This is a genomic window from Paractinoplanes atraurantiacus, assembly GCF_900215205.1.
Classification (GTDB): Bacteria; Actinomycetota; Actinomycetes; order Mycobacteriales; family Micromonosporaceae; genus Actinoplanes; species Actinoplanes atraurantiacus.
In genome coordinates this window covers 39981-61587 of sequence record NZ_OBDY01000038.1, presented here as the reverse complement: position 1 = coordinate 61587, position 21607 = coordinate 39981, and the positions used below count along the sequence as shown (strand labels likewise).

Below are 21607 nucleotides of genomic sequence, written 5' to 3'. Positions count from 1 at the left end.
GGTGTGGCAACCAGCCGTGCGGTGACCACCGAACCGGCCGGAAGCCCGGTGACGGGCCGGTGTTGCACTCAGCCGGTCGCTGCGGCGGGTATCAGCCAAGATTTGGCGGAGCCCGCTAATTCCGTATATCCGAATTATCCTCTCCAGAGGGTGAGCATCATCGCTTCGACCGCGATGTCGGGCTTGACGTTCTGGTCGATGGCGTCGCGGCAGGCCAGGACGGCCTCGAGGCGGCGCAGCGTGCTCTCGGCGGTCCATTTCTCGGCGGCGGCCGCGGACTGGGTCGCGGTGTCGGTGTGCACGACCGAGACCGGCGCGCGCAGGTTGGTGATCAGGACGTCGCGGTAGAAGCCGGCCAGGTCGACCAGCGCGCGGTCGAGCGCGTCCCTCTTCGAGCGGGTGGCCCGGGACTTCTGGCGTTTCTCCAGCTCTTTGAGCTGACCGGCGGCGCCCCGCATCGCACCCGCGGCGCCCCGGCCCGTGCCGCCCGCGCCGAGGGCCTGCTCGAGCGCCGCCCGCTCGGCTGTGTCGGTCTCGACCACCGCTTCCGCCGCCTCGGCCTCGGCCGCCTTGATCAGCGCCGACGCCGCCTCGTAGCAGGCGCCCACGCTGCTCAGCCGCCTCGGCACGGCCAGGACGGCCTCGCGCCGGCTGCGCGCCTCGGGGTCGCCGGCCAGCCTTTTCGCCCGGCCCACGTGGCCCTGAGCGGCCGCCGCGGCCCACGCCGCCACATCCGGCGCGACCCCATCGCGGCGGGCCAGGACCTCGGCCACCGCGTCGGCGGGCGGCTGGCGCAGCGCCACCACGCGGCAGCGCGACCGGATCGTCACCGAGATGTCGTCGGGATGGGTCGACGGGGTGCAGAGCAGGAAGACCGTGCGCGGTGGCGGCTCCTCGATCGCCTTGAGCAGCGCGTTTCCCGCCTGCTCGGTGAGACGGTCGGCATCCTCGATCACCACGACCTGCCACCGGCCGCCGGAGGGCGCGCTCGCCGCCCGCAGCACCAGGGTCCGCATCTCGTTGACGCCGATCGACAGGCCCTCGGGCACCACGAACCGCACGTCGGCGTGGGTCTTGCCGAGCGCGGTGTGGCAGCCATGACACTCGCCGCAGCCCACACCCCCGCGCTCGCACTGGAGCGCGGCCGCGAACGCCCGCGCCGCCACCGAGCGGCCGCTGCCGGGTGGGCCCGTGAAGATCCACGCGTGGGTCATGGCGCCGGCCGGCACCTGCTCGCCGGCCACGACCCGCGCCGCCGCCGAGGCTGCCTGGCGCAGCGTGGCGACCGCGTCGTTCTGACCCACCAGGTCTGCGAAGACTTCACTCACGCACACGATGGTATTGCGCCGGTCCGACAGTTCTCGAAGTTATCCACAGGAGGGTTATCCACAGTGGAGAAGTTGCCGTAGCGGCGCCCTCACTCTTCCGGGTACGTTCTGGTCCCGGCAGGTGACGCACGGTGAGGAGTCTCGGGCATGGCGCGTGAGATCGACGAGGCGTGGATCAGCGAAGCCATCGACCGACATCGTCGCGTCGAGCAGTTGCGGGCCGATTACGAGCGCGCCGTCGAGTCGCACACGGTCTCCGTGCACTCGCCCGACGGCTCGATCGAGGCCACCGTGACCGCCGCCGGCCGCATAACGGACATGCGCGTCCACGGGGGCCTGCATCACCGCGAGTCCTCCGAGTTCACCCGCGAGCTCCAGGCCGTGGTGTCGACGGCCGCCGACGCCGCCCGCTGGGCCCGCGACAAGTTGCGCGGCGAGATCTTCGGGCAGCCGCGTTCCCTGGGAGAGGACTGACATGGACCACCTCGCCGATCGCCTCGACCGCGCGTCCGACGACCTGCGGGCCGCCGAGCGGGCGGTGGCCCCGCTGACCGTCCCGCCCGGCGCTTTCGCCGAGACCGGCCCTGGTCTGCCCGGCCGCGTCGGCCGCTCCCTGCGCGAGCACTGGACAGCCGTCGTCGCCGCCCGCGCTCACGAGGCCTCCGGCGCGTCGGCCCGCCTGACCGCCATTGCGACCTCGGTCCGGGCCACGCGCGACGCCTATCGTGAGACCGACGACGCGGTCCGCCGCCGCTTGGAGCTGTGATGGATCACTTGGACCAGGTGCTCGAAGCGGCGACACCTTTGCTGCGGCGCGCGGAGCGGGTGCTCGACGCGGCCGGGGCTCCCGCGGAGCATGAGATCTGGCAAGAGCTTCGGTGTGTACGTCTTCTGCCCGCCGACGCCGTCGAGGCCGTGGCCGCCCTGCGGCCCGGCGCGTTGTCCGAGGCTGTGCCCGAGTTGCGGTCCGCGGCCCGTTCGTGCGCCGGCGCCGCCGCCGACCTGCCGCCGCCCGGCGACTGGGAGGGCGAGGCCGCCGAGGCGTACGACGACCTCCGTCACCGGGTCGCCGCCCATTTAGCTGGCGCTGACGACAGCCTCGACGAGCGACTGGAGGCGACGGCCGACCTGGCCGACGCCCTGAGCGACTGGATGACCCGGGCCCGCGACGCCCTGGCCGCGACGCTGGCCGAGGTGCTGCTGTCGACCGAGGCTCTGACCCTGCAGATCTCGCCGGCCGCCTCGCCACCCGAACACCCCGAGCCACCCGAGCCGGCCGAGATCGAGGCCGCCGCCGCGGTTGCCGCCCACGTCCTGCGAGTGATCGCCGGTCTCTACACCGAAGCGGAGGAACTGATGCACAACTCCACCCACCTGACCAAGCCGATCCCGGTGTAGGGCGGACATGGACGCGGCGCCGCACTCGTGTCCGAATGCGGCGCCGCGATCTCCTGCACCCCCCGCAGGCGTACCGATTACTCAACGCCATCAATCGATGGTTGTCTCGGGGTTGCGGCGGCTTCGGGCCGCTCGGGGGAGCAGGACCGGACGTCCGTCGACCGGTACTCATCCGTCAGGAGATCGACAACTCTCCATACGGTCGAGACCGGTTCCGGATCATCAGTGCCGGGAGCGCCGGCGGCGCATGGTCACGGCCACCGCCGCGATGCCCGCCACCAGCAGGGTTCCGCCGGCCATGGCCAGGCGGTCCAGGCGGGGGCCGGTCACCGGCAGGCCGCCGCCCGCGCCGCCCGTGCCCGCGCCGGCGGGGCGGTCGGCCGCGGGGGAGACCGCGGCGGATTCCAGCACGCCGAACGCCATGTCCAAAGTGGTCGTGGCTCGAGGGCCGTAGCCGGGCTTGCCCCGGTCCTTCGAGCCGGGCTTGCCCGAGGCGGCCTGCACCAGTGAGACCTTGACGGCCGAGGCCCGGGCGGCGATGGCGGTGCCCTTGGTCGCGTGCCGGACGTCGCCGAGCGCGATGCGCAGCCGCGTCCCAGCGTTCGTGGCCGACTCGGTCTTCGGCGTGCCCGTCGCCGGGGGCAGGTCGGGGGCCGCGGCCACCGGGGGCAGGCCCGGCACGGCCGGCACGGGCAGCCGTCCGCCCTTGGTCAGCTCGGAGAGGCGGCTCAACGGCACCGACTCCGTCGCGTGGCGTTCCGGGGCCAGCGTGATGTCGGCGTGGTCGCCCGGCGCTTCCAGCCGCTTCGTGGCGATGCCGTCGCCGGAGACCTCCACGACGGCCGGACGATAGTCGACCTTGCCACCATCGGCGGCCGACATCGAGGTGGTCAGCGCCGGCGCCCGCAGCACGCGCACCACGACCTTGCCACCGGCCAGCTCGATCCGGCCCGCCTTCACGGTCGACGAGGCCACCGACCGGGCGGCTTCGCCGTTACGCTCCAGCGCCGTCGTGCTTTCGCTCGAGAGTTTCTGCGGTACGCGGACAAGCCCGTCCAACAGCCGCAGACCCGAGATCCCGGCTTCCGAGCGGGTCGTCTCACCCGCGGCGCGACCACAGGCCATGCCGGCCTCCCACTGTGCGTGCGCCGTCATCTGCCCGGCACCGAGCCTCAGCGGCCCTGCCTTACCGGCCGGCGTGGACCGGTGCGCCGCCTTCGGGTTGGTCGGCGGCGCCTTCTGCAGCAGTGGCTTGCTCAGCCCGCCGTTGCCCTGGGCTTCCCCGTCCAGCAGCCGCCCATAGGCCGCCGCCGAAACCTTGGCCTCAGCGATCATCGCCGTCCGCGTCTCCCCAACGCCCACATCGGACAGAGTCGCGGTCCTACCCTTCTCCGCGACGCCGTCCTCGGGCGACTCCTCGGCACTCGTCGACCCGGCCGAATCCCCGTCGTCCTCGAAATCGCCCTCGTCGCCGGATTTGTTCCGACCGGTGTCCCTGTCGGTGGCGCCCTTGCTGGAGCCATCCCCGGCCGCGCCGTCATCGCCGGCACCCGCGGCGTCGCCACGCGCGGCCGAGCCGTGCGCGCCTGAACCGTGCGAGCCCGAGCCGCGCGCGTTCGAGCCGCGCGCGTTCGAGCCGTTGCCGTCCGAGCCGCGCGCGTTCGAGCCGTTGCCGTCAGCTCCGGGCGCGTCCAAGTCGTCGTTCGCGTCCGCGCTGTCCGTGTCGCCGGAATCGGCGTCGTCGCTGTCGTCGTCGGCCGAGGCGGGGTTCCGTGCGGCCGCCACGCCGGCTGCCTTCAGCTGCGACCCAACGACTCCGCCCTCCAGCGGCCCTCCGGCGCCGCTTCCGCTCGAAAGGGGCGAGGCACCTCCGGCCGCCTTCAGCCCATTCACGAGGGTTTCGCCGTGCTCGGCGGCCTGACCCAGGTGGCCGGTCACCTCGTTGGCCGGGGTGACGACGTCGGCCTCGCCGTCGGTGGCCGCCTTGGGGTTGGGGCGCGGGGTCAGGGTGCCCAGGACCGCCGTGCCCAGCATGCCGATGCCCTCGCTGAGGGTGTCGCTGTCCTCCGGGTCGGCGATCGGATCGTCCACGGCGCCCAGCACGCGGGCCGCGGCGCCGGTGTCGCGGGCGCTCTCCGTCTTCGGCTTCTTGTATCGGACTTCGGGAACCTGGACGGCGAGCTTCTCGATGCGCAGCAGTTCGGCGCCGGACTGGGCCGCGTAGCTCTCGGCCCGCTCGCACGGTGCGGGAGCGGCGAACGCGGGCAGCGGGGCGCTGAGAGCACCCGTGAAACCGAGCGCGACGACACTGGCGGCCAGCGATCTGGCGGGCGTCATGGGTAGTTCCCTCCCGAAGTGTTCCGTGTTGAGCGACGTCTACGGGTCTGCCCAACGACGGTCGATTGGGGCGGTTGTGCCGCATCTATGCGACAACCCTGCCGGGTAGCCCAAAACAGGCATTTGGTGCGCGCTTTCGGAAGTCGTAGGGTGGTGACCATGGGCATGCTGTGCGCGGTCAGCTTCAACCGGTACGGCCGCCTCTACTACCTCGACCCGGGCGAGTTCTCGCCCCAGGTCGGCGACCGTGTGCTGGTGCCCACGGACGACGGCCCCGAGGTGGCGGAGTGCGTCTGGGCGGCGCAGTGGGTGAGCGAGGAGACCTCGGGCTTCCCGAAGGTCGCCGGCATCGCCGACGAGAACGATCTGCGGCGCGACGAGTTGCTGCGCAAACGCAAGGCCGAGGCCAAGGTCGCCGCCAAAAAGCTGATCAAGGCGCACGAGCTGCCGATGAAGGTCGTCGCCGTCGATCACGTGCTCGACCCGACGGGCGGCAACAGCGCCCGCACGACGATCTACTTCACCGCGCCCCACCGCGTCGATTTCCGGTCTCTCGTACGCGACCTGGGCGCCACCCTGCATTGCCGGGTCGAGCTGCGCCAGCTCTCCGCCCGCGACTCGGCCCGGGTACAGGGCGGCATCGGCTCATGCGGCCGCGACCTCTGCTGCGCGACTTTCCTGACCGACTTCGAGCCGGTCACCATCCGCATGGCAAAAGACCAGGACCTGCCCCTCAACCCCTTGCGCATCTCCGGCGCCTGCGGCCGCCTCATGTGCTGCCTCAAATACGAACATCCTCTGTATCAAAAGTTTCAGGCGTCGGCCCCGACGATCGGCAGCCGGGTCACCACTGAAGAGGGCGACGGCCGCGTCGTCGCGCACAGCGTGCCCAAAGACTCGGTCGTCGTCCGTCTCGACGCCGACGGCTCCCGCTGCTCGTGCAGCCGCGCCTCGGTCTGCGGGCCTCGCCAGGCTCACGACGAGCAATACGGCTAGGGCGGCGGCTAACGCACCTGGATCGGCTCCTCGATGCGACGGGCGACGAGGGGCTCGGCCGGGCGCAGCCAGGAGGCATCTGGGGCGCCCTCCGGGTCGGCTTTCCACTTGCGGCTGATTTTGTCGATGCCAATCGGGTGGATGGTGAGGGTGCCGTCGCGGTCGATGTGCAGGCGCAGGAAGCTTTTCGCGTCTTCGATGCCCTGGCCGGCGAAGAGCTCGTTGACGTTGACGTCGAAGCGGCTCGCGATCAGCAGGTAGAGCGCGCACACCTGGGTGGCTATGAACCCGCCGACCGGAAGGTAGAGCACCGCCGCCACCACCAGCGGGCCCGGCCAGGACCAGTCGTGGAACGGCAACCGTAGCCACAGCCACGTGCCGCCGGCGGCCAGCGCGATCTGGGCGAAGCCGTGCAGCAGGCCCAGGATCCAGTGCCGTGCGTGTTTCGGCTTGTCGGCGCCGGGCGGCTGGGCGAACAGCACCGTGCCGGCCAGGATCACCGCGAGCATGAAGACCAGCGGGATGCTGAACAGCCGCTTGAAGATGTCGGCCTGCGCGACCGCGCCCGCCATGGCCAGCATGGTCAGCGTGTTGATGATGCCGAGCATGGTGGCGAAGCCCGGGTTGCGGGTCGGCACCCGGTGGAAGACGCCCCAGCCCATCCGCCGGGACGAGGCCGCGTCGGGAAAGGACTTCTGGAACGGGTAGGTGTGGCTCACGCTGCGGTTGCGGGTCAGCGTGCCCTCGGGCGGCACCACGATCTCGCCGGGCAGCTGGGCCGTGCCGAGCAGGTAGGCGCCCCCGCCGCCGCAGGTGATCAGCTGCCGGTCGTCGTCGCCGTAGCGCGCGTAGTGGTGCAGGTCGCCGGAGACCATCACCCGGACCGTCGCCTTGCGCGGCGCGATGATCGTCCGTACGAAATAGTCGATCGCGTCGTAGTCCTTGGGGTCGTCGGCCGCCTTGACCCACTTCGGCGACGGCGTCATGAGGATGACCCTGTCCTCCGGGCCGAGGTCACGCGCCGCCTTTTCGAAGTAGAGCAACTGCGGATCGTCGATGTACGCCCCGAACTGCTCGTCGATGGCGAACAGCCACCAGTCCGACGGCAGCTTGACCGCGAAATACGACCGCCGCTGCTCGGTGCGCCACCCGCCGATGTGCCCGTCCTTGCGCCGCGCGAACAGCCGCAGGAAGGCGGTCAGACCGTCGTACCAGTCGTGGTTGCCGGGCAGGGCGAACAGCGTCGGCCGGTGCCCCTCGGCGGGCGCCTCGGGCAGCGCCGCCCGGTAGGGGCCTTTCATCCGGCTCTCGTAGCCGTCGCCACTGGCCAGCGGGTAGACCTGGTCGCCGCCCATGAGCAGCAGCCGCCCGCGCGGCAGCGTCGTGTCACCCACCTGGAGGGTGGGCTGGGCGAGAAGCCAGGCCACCGAATAGGTGGCGTGGAAGCCGTCGCCGAGGTCGGCCACGTAGTCGAGCCAGAGCTCGCCGTCGGCCGTCTTGGAGTGGTCGAACCAGCCGCCGTCGAGCGAGTTCTGCAGCTCGCGCTTGTCCAGGTAGGCACCGAACAGGATCGCCAGCAGGGCCCGCAGACCGGTGCTGAGCAGCAGCAACGGCGCAAGCCAGCCGACCGGGCGTTTCGGCTCGAAGCCCAGCTCGCGAGGATCCATGCTGGTCGGCCGGCGCGGCACGACCTGCCCCTGCGGGGCCGGCTGCGGGTGATCGACGGTCACGTCAGGCACAGTAGTCCCGTCGTACGACAGATTCGCTCCCGCGTTTACACCGGACCCGCCGCACCGCCCCCGGGCCGATGGCGTACCATTGGTCATCGTTGCCGCCTTAGCTCAGTCGGCTAGAGCGACGCACTCGTAATGCGTAGGTCGACGGTTCGATTCCGTCAGGCGGCTCAGAGTGAAAGCCCAGGTCATCGGCCTGGGCTTCTTCTTTTGAACAGCTCCACGACGGTGTGTGGGGTGGTCCTGGTCCGCAAATAGTCCGCACGCTGCCGAGCGACCTGGTCGAGCCCGCCCGCGTCCAGGTCGAGGTCGAGCAGGCGGACAAGCCGCACCGGATCTCCGGTCTCCTTGTCGCGGAGCTGGTCGTCGTCCTGGCTGGTGAACCGGCCGATGCCCATCGTCGCGCTGCGCCACTGAGGCCATGATGGTGGAGCCGCCAAGGATCACGTTGACGGGGCGCCCACCGGTAGGCCGCGCATCAGAGTTGCCGGCCCCCTGTTGTGCCATCCCCACCAGACGTTGTTCATGAACTCTGCTAGACCGCCTATGAAGTCGTCGTCCGTGTCTGCGATGCCCGTCCTCACAGATTGGATCTCTCCCCGGTCGCGGAGTCCGATTGTCCAGAGCGTTTTGTGTCCATACGGCCAGCGTGCAACGGCTCCGCGACGGCAAAGGTGTAGGCACGTGGTGGTTGCATCGGTTGCGCCGATCTCCAGCGGAGCAGACCCGGGAGGGATCTCGATGACTCCTGACGCTCCGGAAGCCGGTATCGGCGTCTTCCACGTCAACAGCCCGTCGCACTCTGCGCCCCGTTGCATGAGGTCTACAGCGGCGCGTGAGTCGGGATCGAGGTATGTCGCTAGAGCCGCCTGATTCGCCTCGCGATGCTTGTCGCGTTTCGGAGCAGTCCCGAGCGGGTGTTCCGCGACGTAGAGTCTGCCGGAGACAAGTAGGTGATCGAGGCAGGCAAGAGCGAATAGTTGCCCTACGTCCCATCCGCGATGCGGCTGCCCAAAGATGTCGATCACCGGTGCGCAATCTGGGTCTTGATCGCGTGTGAGTTGGTATGCGTAGGCGATGTGCTCTCGAAGTTCTGGATCGGCCATCCATCGGTCCGCTACTGCCAGAGCGGCTTGGCGGTGAGGGTTATAGCTCATGGCGTGACGCTAAGGGCACCGTATGACAAGAACCGCTGGCCATCACTCGATGGGGCGAACGACAAGCCGCGATGTGGTTTCCGAAAGGCCCAGGTCATCAGACCTGGGCCTTTGATTTTGCTCATGGTGACCTATGAGGCCTTGGCGATCGACGAGAGCAGCTCGCCGCAGAAAGCCGGCAGGTCGTCGGGCTTGCGGCTCGTGATGAGGCGGTCGTCGACGAAGACCTCCTCGTCGACCCACGTGGCGCCGGCGTTGGCGAGGTCGGTGCGCAGGCTGGGCCAGCTGGTCATGGTGCGGCCGCTGACCGCGCCCGCCTCGACCAGGGTCCACGGGCCGTGGCAGATGGCGGCGACCGGCTTGCCGGAGGCCATGAAATCGCGAACGAATCGAACGGCGTCATTGTCGGCGCGCAGGAAGTCGGGGTTCGCGACGCCGCCGGGGAGGACTAGCGCGTCGTAGTCGGAGACGTCGGCGTCCTTCACCGACTTCTCCACCCGGTACGTGCCCGCCTTGTCCATGTGGTTGACGGCCTGGATCTCGCCGTCCTTGATGGAGACCAGCTCAGCGGTGCCGCCGGCCGATTCCACGGCCTTGCGCGGCTCCGTGTACTCGACTTCCTCGACGCCGTCGGTCGCCAGGAAGGCAACGCGCTTGCCCTGAATCGTGGTGGTCATCGGTTGCCCCTTTCGTTGACAAAGAGATCAGTAACCGCGATTCCCCAGAGCAGCCCGGGCAAACGCCGGCGTACGGCCGTTGGCCACCTGTCCGGTGAACCAGGCGCCGAATCCGCAGATGGCGAGCGCGATGATCTCGAGAAGATAAAGGCCGGTACCGGCGGCACGATCGGGACTGCCGACGCGGACCATGAGAATGACGGCGAACAGGAACAGGACACCCATGTTCATCAAGGTGCGGAGCACGCCGAGCCGCTTCGTGTCGGCGCGGCGGACGAAAGCGAGATCAATGGCGCCGGCGGTGGCGGCGAGAACTCCGGCGACCAGGCCGGCCACGATGTTCCAGTAGGCCAGGGTTCCCAGAATGCTAGGGCCGCCCAGTTGATTCGCCGTATCGAAGATGAGGGCCATCGCGAACAGGCCGAGGGGAAACATCACCAGGATGGGTTGCACCGCCTGGCCCGCGATCTTGAGTCGGCTCTCCATGCGGGTTCATCGCCCTTCCACCTGCGCTTTTACAGGATCGACAGTGGCATCCCTCGGTGGCCTACCCGGCCTGTTCGTCAATGAAACGCTGTCGGCCGGCCGGAGTGACGGGCCTCTCCATGGCAGTCGGCTTGTACGCAATCTGCAACATGGCAGATTGATGTGTAGCGGACAGCCGTGTGGCGTGCTCTACTGCTAGTAGAGCAACAAGGGCGGAGACGGAAGAGAAGGAGTTGCAACAAACGGCACCCGGCGGCAACCGGGTGCCGTTCCTGCCTCTGCGCCTTGCTGCGTCCAATCAACAGCGTGGAAAGGATCATCGGCGCGAGGGTCTGTCTATCGCTTCAGCCATCGTGGCCCCAATTTCCTCTCCTCGCAAGCTGCAGTTGAGAGGAGTGCGCCATGAGCAAACGTACCTACTACCGTGGGCCGGACGCCGTGGTAACCGACGATTACTTCGTCTGGAGGACCACGCCCGTCAGGAGCTACGTGGTCCGCGATCTCCGCAATGTCGGCCAGCTGCGAGCGGTAGCCGAGCCGGCGTCACCCGTACGGGTCTCTGTGGCCGCCGCCCTGACGGTCGGGGCGATCGGCGCGGGCTGGACGGTGCTCGAGCCACCGCACGCGTATGCCATCGGCCTGGTTGCCGTGACGGTTCCCGTGGCTTGTGCTCTGCCGTCCATGTTCCGCCGTAAGGGTGGCCGCGCGTGGGAATTGCACGCGGGCTACCGCGGTGTCGAGGTGGTCCTCTACTCGTGTGCTGACGAAAGGCAGTTCAACCAGGTCAAGCGTGCTCTGCGAAGAGCAATGGAGGATGCTCGGCCACCTGCGGGGGATCTTCGGTTCGCCGCCGCGTGACAAACCCGGCGGAGTGACGGGGACGTTTCAATCAAAACCGCACGGCGCCCGCGTCGTTCTGGTAGGACGTAAGAATAAGCTGCCTCGCTGATGGCCAGTAGGCAATCAGCGAGGTAGCATCCTGCACCGACCCATCCACGCCGCTGCTTCAACGATGAAGGACTCATGGCCGAGGGCGATTCGCCGACGATTGCACGCCTGCGCGTTCGCGTTGCGCTACGCGAGGCTCGCGAGGCGGCCGGTCTGACTCAGTTGCAGGTGGCTGAGGAGATGGAGTGGTCGAACAGCAAGGTGATCCGCATCGAGAAGGGCGACGTCACCGTCTCGATCAACGACCTGCGCGGCCTGCTCGGGCTGCTCGGGGTCCGCGACAAAACTAAGATCAACTCCCTGCTGGCCGACGCGCGGATCGCCCGGACGAGGCAGAAGCCCGAGTCGGTGTGGTGGCAGGAGGGTCGCTTCCGCGACCAGATGTCGGAGAGCTTCCGCAAGTTCGTGGAGTACGAGGCCGAGGCCTCGCAGTTGCGCTCGTTCAACATCTTCTACATCCCCGGTCCGCTGCAGACCCCCGAGTACGGGACGGCGTTGACCGGCACGTGGATGGACGAGGCCGACTTCTCTCAGGACAAAGTCGACGCTCTGGTCGAGGCGCGCGCTCACAGGCGGGAAGCGCTGATCAACCGCGGCGACGCGCTGGAATACCTTGTCCTGCTTGATCAGTCGGTGCTGCTGAGGTCGTTCGGGGGCCGGACCGCCTTCGTCGAGCAGCTCCGTCTGCTCATCGAGCTCTCCAAGAGCGGGCTGTACAAGCTGCGCATGCTGCCGTTCAGCCTGGAGATCGCGATCGCCAACAACGGCAGTTTCGAATTGGCCACGGTGGGCGGCGCGCGGGAGAACAATCAGGTCATGTACCGCGAAAACGGCGTGACCGACGAGATCGTCGAGACTCGTGCCGACACCGCGCGGCACCGCAAGCGTTTTGATCAACTTTGGAAAGCCGCGGACAACGAGGGCGACACGACCGCCTACGTGCAGAAGCGTATAGACGAGCTTGAGGCCAACCCTCACGACGTTAAAAGTTGAAATTTATATAATGTTCCTTGAAAACCACAGGAGTAGAGAGATGCGCGAGTTGGAGTGGCGCCGGAGCAGCCGGTGCGCTGCGGGTAACTGCGTCGAAGTTGCCAAGGTGGATGGGCAGTACCTGATCCGTGACAGCAAGAACCCGCAGCTGCCCCCGCACTCGTTCACCGAGGACGAGTGGCTCGCGTTCGCGGCTGGCGTGAAGGCCGGCGACTTCGCGTTCTGATCGGCCTGCACCACCCGCCGCCCTGCGTACGCTCTTACGCAGGGCGGTACTTAGAACTGTCGGCTAGCCGACTCGACCGTGCACCGTAAAACGGCCTGAGCCACATATAAGCGCATAAATTCCCCGTACGTCGGCATTCACTCCTGCCGCACCCCGAAACGGTCCCTTAACGTGGACTTCGGGAACCGGCACGGAGGTGTGCAAATGAACTACCGGACCGACGAACTACGATGGCGCCGCGCGAGACGATGCTCCGGCGGCACATGCGTCGAAGTCGCCCAGGCGGACGGCAACATTCTCGTCCGCGACTCGAAAAACCCCGGGGGAGCTGTCCTCTGTTTCGACCCCTCGGAGTGGAGGGCGTTCGTGGAGGGTGTCAAGCAGGACGAGTTCTCCTTCGAATGAGGCGGGATCCGGCCGAACCGCTGGTCTGCCGCTGGCCGAGAGCGGCATACTGCGCGAGTGAGGGCCGACCCGCACATTACCGGCGCCAACCGCTTCGCTGTCCTGCACGACGCGGCTGAGGCGCTGCTCGACGAGCTGGACCAGCGTTATGTGGTCGACCGCAGGGAGACCAAGGAGCAGCTGGGGCCGGCCGAGGCCCTGGTGCGGATGGAGCGGCTCATGCCGCGTACGCCCGCCGCAGCTCCCCTCGCCATAGCCTTCACCGATTTTCCGGGCCTCACCGTTCGCCTGGGCCGGTGGTGGGCCGAGGCGCTGCCCGCCTGTGGGTGCGAGGTCTGCGCGGAAGACCCGGCCCAGCTCGTCGACGTGCTCCGTAAACAGGCGTTCGCCCTGGTCGAGGGTGGTCTGTGGGAGCGGGTGCGCCGCGGTGTGGGTGGCTCCTGGTTCGAGACGAGGCTGATCGGCGTCGGCGTCAACGGCCGTCGCGAGGGGCCGCTGACCCGCCGGGACGCCCGTGACGCGCGCCGCGGTGGCTTCGCCGCGCCGGTGTTGTGGGCGCCCTGGCCCACGCGCGGCGGTTCTGATTAAGAGCGGAAGAGACTGAGGATCGCTCGGACGCCTCGCCGCTCGAGCACCCGCGCCATCGAGAGATCGCCACGGCAGAACGTCTCGAACGCCCGCCAGCCCAGCGGCGTGCCCATCGCCAGGTGGGCCACCGCGGGGTGCCGGGAGAAAGCGCCGAGCAGGCGTCGGCCCGCGGCCATCTCCGGCTCGAGCTCGCTCGCGACCCGCCGCTCGTAGGCGCCGAGATCGCCGCCGGCCGCGGCCGCGCCCGCCCAGGCGCCGGAGCGCAGCGCGTAGCTGATGCCCTCGCGGGTCCACGGCTCCAGCAGGCCGGCCGCGTCGCCGGCGACCATGACCCGGCCGCGGCGCAGCGGGGAGTCGGGCTTGCGGCAGCGGGTGAGGTGGCCCGAGTCGCGAACGACCTCGCGGCTGCTCAGGCCCAGCCGCTGGACGAAGGTGCCCAGGTAGCGCTTGGTCTCGGTGCCGTTGCCCTTCGCCATGATCACGCCGACCGTGAGCTCGTCGTCCTTCGGGAAGACCCAGCCGTAGGAGCCGGGGAACGGCCCCCAGTCGAGAAGCACCCGGCCACGCCACCGCCGCCGGTCGTCCTCGGTCGCCGCGAGCTCCACCTCGAGGCCGAGATCCTGCTGGTCGAGGGTGATGCCGACGTAGCGGGAGGTGATGCCGGCCGAGCCGTCGGCGCCGATCACCACCCGGCCGGTGACCTGCTCGCCGCCGGCCAGCGTGACGGTGGCCGCGTCGCCGTCCTGGTCGATCGCGCGGACCTGGCTGTTCTGCCGCACGGTCGCGCCCGCCGCGGCGGCCGCCTTGGACCAGGCCAGGTCGAATTCGTCGCGGCGGACCATGGTGAGCAGCGGCCGGCCGCTCGCGTGCCGGGTGAAGGAACGCCGGCCGTCCCGGGTGAAGGTGATCGACTCGATGCTGTCCCGGCCCGGCACGTCGACGAGCGGGGCCGCGAGGGCGAGTGAGCTGCCGAGGAGGCCGCCGCCGCAGGTCTTGTACCGGGGGTGCTCGGCTCGCTCCAGCACGATCGTGCGCGCGCCGGCCGTCGCGGCCGCGTGCGCCGCCGACAAACCGGCCGGGCCGCCGCCGACCACCACGACATCCCAAGCCGGCTTCGCGATCACGGCCGCATTCTATCCAGGGTTCTATGTACGATCGTACGCATGGCTTCCATGCGCGACCGGATGCTCGCCGGCGAGCTCTACCAGGCCGACGATCCCGACCTGGCCCGCGAGATGCTCCGCGCGGCCTCCCTCACCCACCGCCTCAACCAGGCCGACCCGGCCGACGGCGAGCTGCGCCGTGAGCTGCTCACCGAGCTGCTCGGATCGTTCGGCGAGGACAGCGAGATCCGCCCGCCGTTCCGCTGCGACTACGGCTACCAGACCTTCGTCGGGGCCCGCACGTTCGCCAACTTCGGGCTGATCTGCCTCGACGTCGCCCCGATCACGATCGGCGACGACGTGCAGATGGGGCCGAACGTCCAGCTCCTGACCGCCTGGCATCCCGTCGCGGCCGGGCCGCGACGCGACAAGTGGGAGGCGGCCACACCGATCGTGATCGGCGACAACGTCTGGCTCGGCGGCGGCGTGATCGTCCTGCCCGGCGTCACCATCGGCGAGAACACCGTGGTCGGCTCGGGAGCGATCGTCACCAAGGACCTGCCACCGAACGTGGTCGCCGTGGGCAACCCGGCCCGCGTCATCCGGGAGGTGGAGCCGTGACCACGGTGCCCGCGGCGCGCTCGCCGCGCCGCTACGACCCCGAGCGCAAGAGCCGGATCATCGACGCGACGCTCGAGGTGGTGGCCGACCACGGCGTCGCCGGCACCACCAGCCGCCGCATCGCGGCCGCCGCCGACGTGCCGCTGGGCTCGATCACCTATCACTTCGACAGCATCGACGACCTGCTCGCGCAGGCCTTCCGCCGGCTGTCCGACCAGATGTCGCCGCGCTACGAGGCGCATTTCGCCGGCGTGCGCGACCTGGAGGGCTTCGCCGACGCGGTGGCCGACCTGATCAACGGCGACGCCGGCGGCACGGAGCGGGACTGGGTGGTCTCGTACGAGCTCTATCTGGCCGCGCTGCGCGATCCGGCGCTGCGCAGCGTGACCGAGTCGTGGATGCGCCGGTCACGGGCCGTGCTCGAGCGTTTCATCGACCCGGTGACGGCCCGCGGTGTCGACGCGCTCATCGAGGGCCTCGTCATGCACCGCACGCTGTCCACCGCACCCTTCGACCGGGCGGAGACCCGCGCGATCGTCCGCCGGTTCCTCGGAGTCGCTGAATGACCACCACCACGCCGGCCACCACGGAGGTACGGGCGGCGACCCGCGCCGTCTACCTGGCCTTCATCTTCGCCGGCGTGGCCGCCGCGAGCTGGGCCTCCCGGATCCCGCAGGTCCGCGACGAGCTGGGCCTCAGCCCGTCCCGCCTGGGCCTCGTACTGCTCGCGCTGGCCGCCGGCTCGATCGTGTCGCTGCTGCTCGCGGGCCAGATCGTGTCGCACTTCGGCTCCCGGCGTACGGTCGGCGCGATGGGTGCGGTGCTCGGCGTCGCGATGTTCGGCGTCTCCTTCGGCTATCTGCACGGCGTGTGGGCGGTGGTCGCCTCGCTGTTCGTCTTCGGCTTCGCGAACGGCGCCTGGGACGTGGGCATGAACGTGCAGGGCGCGATCGTCGAACGCCGCCTCGGCAAGGCGATCATGCCGCGCTTCCACGCCGGCTTCAGCGTCGGCACGGTGGCGGGCGCGCTGGTCGGTGTGGCCGCCGTCGCCCTGGACATTTCGGTCACCCTGCATCTGGCGGTCACGGCGATCGTCATCGCGGTGGTCGTCGTCCTGTCGGTCCGCGCCTTCGGCCCCGACGACGACGGCCCGGCGCCGGCCGTCACTCCCTCCGACCCGACGATGGTGGGATCGACGGCGCCGGTCACTGTCACCACGGAGAGTCGTCTCTCTCGCGCCCTGGCTACCTGGCGTGAGCCCCGGACGATCCTGGTCGGGGTCTTCGTCCTCGCGTTCGCCTTCACCGAGGGTGCCGGCATCGACTGGATCAGCGTCTCGATGATCGACAGCCACGGCGCCTCGGCGGCGGTCGGAACGCTGGCCTTCGCGTTGTTCCTGGCCGCGATGACCGCCGGCCGCTGGTTCGGCCCGCCGCTGCTCGACCGATACGGCCGCGTGCCGGTGGTCCGGGTCCTAGCCGTGATTTCCCTGCTCGGGCTGGCCCTCTACATCCTGGGCCCGAACACGCCGGTCGCCTTCGTCGGCGCCCTGTTCTGGGGCTTGGGCGCGTCCCTCGGTTTCCCGGTCGGCATGAGCGCCGCCGCCGACGACCCGGCTCACGCCGCCGCCCGCGTCAGCGTGGTCGCCTCGATCGGTTACTGCGCGTTCCTGGGCGGCCCGCCCTTGATCGGCTTCCTCGGCGACCACGTCACGGTGAAGAACGCCTTGGTAGCGGTGGCCGTCCTACTCATTGTGTCGATCACGCTGGCCGGCGCGGTCAAGCCTCTGCCGGGCTCGGCCGACGACAAAAACGACCATTAACTACGAATCCACGAGGAGTGGCCGGGGAGCTAGGGCCGGGTCCGTGCGACTCGCCCTCCTCACCCGGCTGCCGGGCTGTCCTGCGTGGCTTCCCGGGCTCGCGGGCTCCGCCCGCTTCGCCGGGAACTGCGTCAGCTGGAAATCGACCGTCGGCCCACGCGGCCGCCGTCAGGAGGTGGCGCGGGCGGCTGCGGCGGCGGCCCAAGCCTCGTCGGCGGCCTTCTTCAGGGCCATGCCGTCTTTCCCGTCGTAGCGGAGGAAGCGGGGCAGGGCAACGGCCAAGGCGGCTGTTCCGGCCACGCACAGGAGGCCGCCCAGCCAGATGGAGCCGGTCACGCCCAGGCGGGTTCGGGCCATCGCGCCGGAACGCAACTGGCCCAGCAACGGGCCCGTGGTGTAGCTCAGCATCTCTATGCCGGCCAGGCGGCCTCGCAAATGGTCGGGGATGGTCTGGCTCCAGATGATGGCGCGGAAGATGCCGGAGATCATGTCGGCGGCGCCGGCGAAGGCCAGGCAGAACAAGGTGAGCCAGAGGGTGTTCGAGAGGCCCACGCCGATGATGCCCACGCCCCACAGGGCGGCGGCTATCACCACCATCAGGCCGTGGCGGTGGACCCGTGCCGTCCAGCGGCTGCCCAACGTGGCCAGCAGCGAGCCGACCGCCGGAGCCGCGTAGAGCAGGCCCAGCACGCGCGGGCCGCCCAGCTGGGTGGCCAGGAACGGGTAGAGGGCCTGTGGCATGCCGAAGAACATGGCGTTGATGTCGACCAGGTAGGTGCCCAGCAACTCGGGGCGGGAACGGGCGTACCGCAGGCCCGTGACCACCGCCCGCAGGGACGGGCGGTCGGCGTCCGGTGGTGGCGGCACGGCCCGCACCAGCGTCAGGCAGGTGAGCGAGACCGCGAAGGTGAGCAGGTCGAAGGCGTACACCCAAGCAAGATCTATCGTGGCGATCAGGAGGCCGGCCAGGGCCGGGCCGCCGAGTTGGGCGATCTGCATGCCGAGCGACTGGAGCGCCATGGTGGCGGGCAGCTCCTCCGGGCGCACCAGGCGGGGAACCATCGCCTCCAAGGCCGGGCGCTGCAAGCCGTCGACCGTGGCCGTCAGCGCCGCCACCACATAGAGCAGCCACAGATGTGGCGATGAGGAAAGGGCGTTGATCAGCAGTACGGCGGTGAGCGCGGCCAGGGCGAACTCGCCGCCCCGGACCAGCAGGCGGCGGTCCAGATAGTCGGCCAGCGCCCCGCCCACGAACGCCATGACCAGCAGGGGACCAGCTCGCACACGCCCAGCAGGCCGACCATCAGGGGGTCGTTCGTGAGGTGCGCGACCTGGAACGGGATGGTGACGTACGTGATGAAAGAGCCGAAACCGGAGACGGTTCCACCCGCGAAGACCAGGCGGTAGTCGCGGGACGTGCGCAGCGGCGTGAGGTCGAGCACCTGCGGATCGTGCCCGACCGGAAGGCTTAGACGCGACTCATTTCAGTACGAGGCGGCCGGTGGCCTGGAACGACGCCAGGTCGGCCAGGGTCTCGTCGATCACGAAGGACTTGGGCCCGGGCAGCGCGTCGAGCGCGAAGAAGCCGGCGTCGACCGACTCCTCGGTCTCGCGCAGCAGCTCACCCTCCCAGGTGTCGATCTTGAACGACATGAGGATCTGCTGGTAGGTGTGCCCGTAGTCGTTCGTGTACGTGTACGCCGTGTAGAACGCGAAGGGCGTCAGCGAGGTCGCCCGCAGGCCGGTCTCCTCCCACACCTCGCGGATCGCGCACTCCTGCATGCTCTCGCCGAGCTCCATCGCGCCGGCCGGAATGGCCCAGCGGTGGTTGTCGGACCGCTGGATGAGCAGCAGCCTGTTCTGATCGTCGATGATCACGCCGCGCGCGCCCACGAACAGGATCGTGTCGGTGTCGCCGACACTCGCGCGTACCTTGCCCAGATAAGACTCGTCCCACGTCAGTGCCACGGGGCAACTTTAATCATGCCGACTTCTTGGCCGCCTTCTTCGCGGGTGTGGCCTTCTTCGCCGGTGTCGCCTTCTTCCGTGCGGGCGCAGCTTTCTTAGCCGGGGCTTCCTTTTCACCGCGCGCGGCCTTGGCCCGCTCGACCGAGGCCTTCAGCGCGGCCATCAGATCGACCGCGGCCGCCGGCGCCTCCTCGGTCTCCTCCGGCTGGACCACCTCGCGGCCCTCGACCTTGGCGTCGATGACCTCCTGGAGGGCGGCCCGGTAGTTGTCGGTGAACTCCTCGGCCTTGAAGCTGCCGGCCATCGAGTCGATCAGCGACGACGCCATGGCCAGCTCGGCCGGGCGGGTCTCGATGTCTTCGTCGAGGAAGCCGAAGTCGGGGGTGCGCACCTCGTCGGGCCAGAGCATGGTGTTCAGCACCAGCACACCCTCGTGCACGCGCAGGGTGGCCAGCTGTTCCCGCTGACGCAGCGCGATCTTGACGACCGCGACCCGGTCGGCGTCCTGCAGGGCGTCACGCAACAGGACGTACGGCTTCGCCGCCTGGCCCTCGGGTTCGAGGTAGTAGGTCTTGGCGAACAGGATCGGGTCGATCTGCTCGGCCGGAACGAACTCCAGCACGTCGATCGCCCGGGACGTGGTCAGCGGCAGGTCGGCGAAGTCCTCGTCGGTCAGGATGACCATCTCGCCGCCGCCGATGTCGTAGCCCTTGGCGATGTCGTCGTAGCTGACCACCTCGCCGTCGATCGAGCAGGTGCGCTGATATTTGATCCGGCCCCCGTCGGTGCGATGCACCTGGTGGAACCGGATGTCCTTCTCCTCGGTCGCCGAATAAAGCTTCACGGCGATGGACACCAGGCCGAAGGAGACGGCGCCCTTCCAGATCGCTCTCATGAGAACCCCCTGATCAGAATGGCATCACTGAGACGCCTGCGTAAGGTGTTCGGCTCTGCCTATGGTGATCGGGTGCCCGGTGCGCCGCTGTCTCCCATGCTCGCCACCGCCGGTGCGCTGCCGGCCGGGCCGGAGTGGAGCTACGAGTTCAAGTGGGACGGTGTCCGCGTTCTCGCGCTCTTCGCCGGGGGTCCACCCGCCCTGTTCGCGCGCTCCGGCGCCGTGGTCACCGCCGCCTATCCGGAGATCGCCGGCCTGAGCCTGCCCGAGGGCACGCTGCTCGACGGCGAGATGGTGGTGCTCGACGCCAAGGGCCGGCCGTCGTTCACCGCGCTGGCCGAGCGCATGCACGTCCGCGACAGCTCCAAGGCGGCCCGGCTGTCGGTGACTGCCCCCGTCACGTACATGATCTTCGATCTGCTCTATCACGACGGCCTGGACTACACCGGCCTGCCCTATCTGGCCCGCCGCGAGAAGCTCGAAGAGCTCGGCCTGGCCGGGCCGCGCTGGATGGTGCCGCCGTCGTTCGGCGACGGACCGGCGACCGAGGCCGCCGCCCGGGAGAACAGCCTCGAGGGCGTGGTCGCCAAGCGCGCCGACTCGGTCTATCTCCCCGGCACGCGGTCTCCGGACTGGGTCAAGGTCAAATTTGACCGTACGGGCGACTACGTGATCGGTGGGTGGCGAGCGGGCGCCCGCAAGCTCGGGGGACTGCTGGTGGGCGTGCCGACACCGGACGGGCTCGCCTTTCGGGGCCGGGTCGGCGGCGGCATCGGGGCGGTCGCCGAGAAGGAGCTGCTGTCCCGGCTGGAGCCGCTCAGCGCCGGAAGCTCGCCGTTCGTGGCCGGCGCGGTGCCGCGCGAGGATTCGCGAGGGGCGCACTGGGTACGACCCGAGATGGTGGTGGAGATCCGCTACGGCAACCGGACGCCGGACGGGCGCTTGCGCTTCCCCCGGTTCCTGCGGTTGCGTGACGACAAGACGCCGCAGGAGTGCGCGGAGGAGGACGAGGATGGCCGGTGACCGGCTCCCGGTCTCGATCGACGGCCGTGACCTGGAACTCTCCAACCTGGACAAGGTGATGTACCCGGCCGCCGGGTTCACCAAGGGCGAGGTCATCGACTACTACTCGCGGATCGCGCCGGTGATGCTCCCGCATCTGGCCGGGCGGGCGGTCACCCGGATCCGCTTCCCGAACGGCGTCGACGGCGTCCACTTCTTCGAGAAGAACAAGCCCGGGGGTACGCCCGATTGGGTGCGCCTGGAAACGCTGCCCGTTCCCGGGTCGACGAAGAGCCGCGAGACCATCGACTTCGTGGTGGTCGACGAGCTGGCGACACTGGTCTGGCTGGCCAACCTGGCCGCGCTCGAACTGCACACCCCGCAGTGGCGGATCGGCGAGAACCCGGACCTGCTCGTGGTCGACCTCGACCCGGGTGCGCCGGCCGCGCTGCGGGAGTGCTGCGCGGTGGCGGTGCTGATGCGCGACCGGCTCGCCGAGGACGGTGTCGAGGCGTGGCCCAAGACGTCGGGCAAGAAGGGCATGCAGCTCTGCTGCCCGATCTCGGGGACGCAGGACTCGGAGGTCGTGTCGGCGTACACCAAGAAAATCGCCGAAGAGCTGGCGGCGATGGTCCCCGGCTCGATCACCGCCAAGATGGCGAAAGCCATCCGTCCCGGCAAGGTCTTCATCGACTGGAGTCAGAACGCCGCGGCGAAGACCACAGTGACCCCGTATTCGCTGCGCGCCCAGGAGCAGCCGACCGCCTCCACCCCGCTGCTGTGGGAGGAGGTCGAGGCCATAGCCACCGGCGACGAGGAGCCGCGGCAGTTCCGCGCGGACGAGGTGCTCGAACGCGTCGAGCAGCACGGCGACCTGCTCGAAGGCCTCCTGCGCAAGGGACCCGTCCTGCCCTAGGCTGCCGC

Annotated in this window: 25 protein-coding genes and 1 tRNA gene; 15 read left to right on the top strand and 11 right to left on the bottom strand. The window is 69.5% G+C overall.

Translation table 11 applies throughout. The features are described 5' to 3' along the window. Nucleotides 1–134 precede the first annotated feature (134 nt). The gene (locus CRP55_RS46260; protein ID WP_097328460.1) at nucleotides 135–1328 is read right to left on the bottom strand and encodes a DNA polymerase III subunit delta'; all 1194 of its coding nucleotides are present in this window, start codon (nucleotides 1326–1328) and stop codon (nucleotides 135–137) included. Between the two features lie 147 nt (nucleotides 1329–1475). Here CRP55_RS46260 and CRP55_RS46255 point away from each other — a divergent pair, with 147 nt between their 5' ends. From CRP55_RS46255 to CRP55_RS46245, 3 genes are read left to right on the top strand one after another with little or no spacing between them, the layout of a single operon-like run. Then, nucleotides 1476–1802, top strand: coding sequence for a hypothetical protein (locus CRP55_RS46255; RefSeq protein WP_097328459.1), 327 nt, complete (start codon nucleotides 1476–1478; stop codon nucleotides 1800–1802). A gap of 1 nt (nucleotide 1803) precedes the next feature. Then, on the top strand, nucleotides 1804–2094 hold the full coding sequence (locus CRP55_RS46250; RefSeq protein ID WP_097328458.1) for a hypothetical protein: 291 nt from the start codon (nucleotides 1804–1806) through the stop codon (nucleotides 2092–2094). Then, nucleotides 2094–2726, top strand: coding sequence for a hypothetical protein (locus CRP55_RS46245; protein ID WP_097328457.1), 633 nt, complete (start codon nucleotides 2094–2096; stop codon nucleotides 2724–2726). Before CRP55_RS46250 ends, CRP55_RS46245 begins: the two co-directional genes overlap by 1 nt. A 222-nt stretch (nucleotides 2727–2948) precedes the next feature. On the opposite strand, the gene CRP55_RS46240 is transcribed toward CRP55_RS46245, so the two are convergent. Beyond that, on the bottom strand, nucleotides 2949–5063 hold the full coding sequence (locus CRP55_RS46240; RefSeq protein ID WP_097328456.1) for a hypothetical protein: 2115 nt from the start codon (nucleotides 5061–5063) through the stop codon (nucleotides 2949–2951). A 159-nt stretch (nucleotides 5064–5222) separates the two neighbouring features. Here CRP55_RS46240 and CRP55_RS46235 point away from each other — a divergent pair, with 159 nt between their 5' ends. Continuing rightward, complete coding sequence (locus tag CRP55_RS46235; protein ID WP_097328455.1) at nucleotides 5223–6059, top strand: PSP1 domain-containing protein; 837 nt, start codon at nucleotides 5223–5225, stop codon at nucleotides 6057–6059. An 8-nt stretch (nucleotides 6060–6067) separates the two neighbouring features. On the opposite strand, the gene CRP55_RS46230 is transcribed toward CRP55_RS46235, so the two are convergent. Next, nucleotides 6068–7789, bottom strand: coding sequence for a metallophosphoesterase (locus CRP55_RS46230; RefSeq protein WP_097328454.1), 1722 nt, complete (start codon nucleotides 7787–7789; stop codon nucleotides 6068–6070). A gap of 100 nt (nucleotides 7790–7889) precedes the next feature. Here CRP55_RS46230 and CRP55_RS46225 point away from each other — a divergent pair. Beyond that, nucleotides 7890–7963: transfer RNA gene (locus tag CRP55_RS46225), tRNA-Thr, on the top strand. A gap of 17 nt (nucleotides 7964–7980) precedes the next feature. Here CRP55_RS46225 and CRP55_RS46220 read toward each other — a convergent pair. From CRP55_RS46220 to CRP55_RS46210, 3 genes are all read right to left on the bottom strand, one after another. Further along, nucleotides 7981–8190 carry a hypothetical protein gene (locus tag CRP55_RS46220; protein WP_097328453.1) on the bottom strand — a complete coding sequence of 70 codons (210 nt, stop codon included), beginning with the start codon at nucleotides 8188–8190 and terminating at the stop codon, nucleotides 7981–7983. A gap of 890 nt (nucleotides 8191–9080) precedes the next feature. After that, nucleotides 9081–9626: a type 1 glutamine amidotransferase domain-containing protein gene (locus tag CRP55_RS46215; protein ID WP_097328452.1), complete on the bottom strand. Its 546-nt coding sequence runs from the start codon at nucleotides 9624–9626 to the stop codon at nucleotides 9081–9083. Nucleotides 9627–9653: 27 nt separating this feature from the next. Continuing rightward, entirely contained in the window at nucleotides 9654–10112 is a 459-nt protein-coding gene (locus CRP55_RS46210; protein ID WP_097328451.1) for a DUF2231 domain-containing protein, read from the bottom strand. Nucleotides 10113–10514: 402 nt separating this feature from the next. On the opposite strand from CRP55_RS46210, the gene CRP55_RS46205 reads away from it, so the two are divergent. The 5 genes from CRP55_RS46205 (at nucleotide 10515) to CRP55_RS46185 (ending at nucleotide 13272) form a co-directional block, all read left to right on the top strand. Further along, nucleotides 10515–10970: a DUF6232 family protein gene (locus tag CRP55_RS46205; RefSeq protein ID WP_097328450.1), complete on the top strand. Its 456-nt coding sequence runs from the start codon at nucleotides 10515–10517 to the stop codon at nucleotides 10968–10970. 165 nt (nucleotides 10971–11135) lie between these two features. Continuing rightward, nucleotides 11136–12053, top strand: coding sequence for a helix-turn-helix domain-containing protein (locus tag CRP55_RS46200; RefSeq protein ID WP_097328449.1), 918 nt, complete (start codon nucleotides 11136–11138; stop codon nucleotides 12051–12053). Nucleotides 12054–12063: 10 nt separating this feature from the next. Further along, nucleotides 12064–12279: a DUF397 domain-containing protein gene (locus CRP55_RS46195; RefSeq protein ID WP_342751621.1), complete on the top strand. Its 216-nt coding sequence runs from the start codon at nucleotides 12064–12066 to the stop codon at nucleotides 12277–12279. A 204-nt stretch (nucleotides 12280–12483) separates the two neighbouring features. Further along, nucleotides 12484–12684 carry a DUF397 domain-containing protein gene (locus tag CRP55_RS46190; RefSeq protein WP_097328448.1) on the top strand — a complete coding sequence of 67 codons (201 nt, stop codon included), beginning with the start codon at nucleotides 12484–12486 and terminating at the stop codon, nucleotides 12682–12684. A 57-nt stretch (nucleotides 12685–12741) separates the two neighbouring features. Then, nucleotides 12742–13272: a DUF6226 family protein gene (locus CRP55_RS46185; protein ID WP_097328447.1), complete on the top strand. Its 531-nt coding sequence runs from the start codon at nucleotides 12742–12744 to the stop codon at nucleotides 13270–13272. On the opposite strand, the gene CRP55_RS46180 is transcribed toward CRP55_RS46185, so the two are convergent. Next, nucleotides 13269–14396, bottom strand: a complete 1128-nt coding sequence (locus tag CRP55_RS46180; protein WP_245923782.1) for a geranylgeranyl reductase family protein — start codon at nucleotides 14394–14396, stop codon at nucleotides 13269–13271. The genes CRP55_RS46185 and CRP55_RS46180 overlap by 4 nt on opposite strands. Before the next feature lie 39 nt (nucleotides 14397–14435). On the opposite strand from CRP55_RS46180, the gene CRP55_RS46175 reads away from it, so the two are divergent. The 3 genes from CRP55_RS46175 to CRP55_RS46165 are packed head-to-tail and all read left to right on the top strand — an operon-like array spanning nucleotide 14436 to nucleotide 16818. Then, nucleotides 14436–14996, top strand: a complete 561-nt coding sequence (locus CRP55_RS46175; RefSeq protein ID WP_097328446.1) for a sugar O-acetyltransferase — start codon at nucleotides 14436–14438, stop codon at nucleotides 14994–14996. Further along, a complete protein-coding gene (locus tag CRP55_RS46170; protein ID WP_097328445.1) occupies nucleotides 14993–15562 on the top strand; it encodes a TetR/AcrR family transcriptional regulator in 570 nt (189 codons plus the stop codon). Before CRP55_RS46175 ends, CRP55_RS46170 begins: the two co-directional genes overlap by 4 nt. Continuing rightward, complete coding sequence (locus CRP55_RS46165) at nucleotides 15559–16818, top strand: MFS transporter (protein ID WP_097328444.1); 1260 nt, start codon at nucleotides 15559–15561, stop codon at nucleotides 16816–16818. The genes CRP55_RS46170 and CRP55_RS46165 overlap by 4 nt, the downstream gene beginning before the upstream one ends. 168 nt (nucleotides 16819–16986) lie before the next feature. Here the strand turns inward: CRP55_RS46165 and CRP55_RS46160 are convergent, their stop codons facing one another. Genes CRP55_RS46160 through ku form a run of 4 tightly spaced genes read right to left on the bottom strand, consistent with a single transcriptional unit; the run spans nucleotide 16987 to nucleotide 19681 of the window. Then, on the bottom strand, nucleotides 16987–18078 hold the full coding sequence (locus CRP55_RS46160) for an MFS transporter (protein ID WP_245923781.1): 1092 nt from the start codon (nucleotides 18076–18078) through the stop codon (nucleotides 16987–16989). Continuing rightward, nucleotides 17979–18260 (bottom strand): hypothetical protein, encoded by a 282-nt coding sequence (locus tag CRP55_RS55390; RefSeq protein ID WP_245923780.1) that lies wholly within the window; start codon nucleotides 18258–18260, stop codon nucleotides 17979–17981. Before CRP55_RS55390 ends, CRP55_RS46160 begins: the two co-directional genes overlap by 100 nt. Before the next feature lie 37 nt (nucleotides 18261–18297). Continuing rightward, entirely contained in the window at nucleotides 18298–18786 is a 489-nt protein-coding gene (locus CRP55_RS46155) for an NUDIX domain-containing protein (RefSeq protein ID WP_097328443.1), read from the bottom strand. Nucleotides 18787–18799: 13 nt separating this feature from the next. After that, nucleotides 18800–19681 carry a non-homologous end joining protein Ku gene (gene ku / locus CRP55_RS46150; protein WP_097328442.1) on the bottom strand — a complete coding sequence of 294 codons (882 nt, stop codon included), beginning with the start codon at nucleotides 19679–19681 and terminating at the stop codon, nucleotides 18800–18802. Nucleotides 19682–19753: 72 nt separating this feature from the next. Between ku and ligD (CRP55_RS46145) the strand changes: the two genes are divergently transcribed. Further along, nucleotides 19754–20704 (top strand): non-homologous end-joining DNA ligase, encoded by a 951-nt coding sequence (ligD, locus tag CRP55_RS46145; protein WP_097328441.1) that lies wholly within the window; start codon nucleotides 19754–19756, stop codon nucleotides 20702–20704. Beyond that, nucleotides 20694–21599: a non-homologous end-joining DNA ligase gene (gene ligD / locus CRP55_RS46140; RefSeq protein WP_097328440.1), complete on the top strand. Its 906-nt coding sequence runs from the start codon at nucleotides 20694–20696 to the stop codon at nucleotides 21597–21599. Before ligD (CRP55_RS46145) ends, ligD (CRP55_RS46140) begins: the two co-directional genes overlap by 11 nt. Nucleotides 21600–21607: the final 8 nt, after the last annotated feature.

Bases quoted from the DNA above. Each gene is read 5' to 3' on its own strand.
- CRP55_RS46255 (WP_097328459.1), top strand. From the start codon at position 1,476: ATGGCGCGTGAGATCGACGAGGCGTGGATCAGCGAAGCCATCGACCGA.
- CRP55_RS46250 (WP_097328458.1), top strand. From the start codon at position 1,804: ATGGACCACCTCGCCGATCGCCTCGACCGCGCGTCCGACGACCTGCGG.
- CRP55_RS46245 (WP_097328457.1), top strand. From the start codon at position 2,094: ATGGATCACTTGGACCAGGTGCTCGAAGCGGCGACACCTTTGCTGCGG.
- CRP55_RS46240 (WP_097328456.1), bottom strand. From the start codon at position 5,063: ATGACGCCCGCCAGATCGCTGGCCGCCAGTGTCGTCGCGCTCGGTTTC.
- CRP55_RS46235 (WP_097328455.1), top strand. From the start codon at position 5,223: ATGGGCATGCTGTGCGCGGTCAGCTTCAACCGGTACGGCCGCCTCTAC.
- CRP55_RS46220 (WP_097328453.1), bottom strand. From the start codon at position 8,190: ATGGGCATCGGCCGGTTCACCAGCCAGGACGACGACCAGCTCCGCGAC.
- CRP55_RS46215 (WP_097328452.1), bottom strand. From the start codon at position 9,626: ATGACCACCACGATTCAGGGCAAGCGCGTTGCCTTCCTGGCGACCGAC.
- CRP55_RS46210 (WP_097328451.1), bottom strand. From the start codon at position 10,112: ATGGAGAGCCGACTCAAGATCGCGGGCCAGGCGGTGCAACCCATCCTG.
- CRP55_RS46205 (WP_097328450.1), top strand. From the start codon at position 10,515: ATGAGCAAACGTACCTACTACCGTGGGCCGGACGCCGTGGTAACCGAC.
- CRP55_RS46200 (WP_097328449.1), top strand. From the start codon at position 11,136: ATGGCCGAGGGCGATTCGCCGACGATTGCACGCCTGCGCGTTCGCGTT.
- CRP55_RS46195 (WP_342751621.1), top strand. From the start codon at position 12,064: ATGTTCCTTGAAAACCACAGGAGTAGAGAGATGCGCGAGTTGGAGTGG.
- CRP55_RS46190 (WP_097328448.1), top strand. From the start codon at position 12,484: ATGAACTACCGGACCGACGAACTACGATGGCGCCGCGCGAGACGATGC.
- CRP55_RS46175 (WP_097328446.1), top strand. From the start codon at position 14,436: ATGGCTTCCATGCGCGACCGGATGCTCGCCGGCGAGCTCTACCAGGCC.
- CRP55_RS46165 (WP_097328444.1), top strand. From the start codon at position 15,559: ATGACCACCACCACGCCGGCCACCACGGAGGTACGGGCGGCGACCCGC.
- CRP55_RS46160 (WP_245923781.1), bottom strand. From the start codon at position 18,078: ATGGCGTTCGTGGGCGGGGCGCTGGCCGACTATCTGGACCGCCGCCTG.
- ku (WP_097328442.1), bottom strand. From the start codon at position 19,681: ATGAGAGCGATCTGGAAGGGCGCCGTCTCCTTCGGCCTGGTGTCCATC.
- ligD (WP_097328440.1), top strand. From the start codon at position 20,694: ATGGCCGGTGACCGGCTCCCGGTCTCGATCGACGGCCGTGACCTGGAA.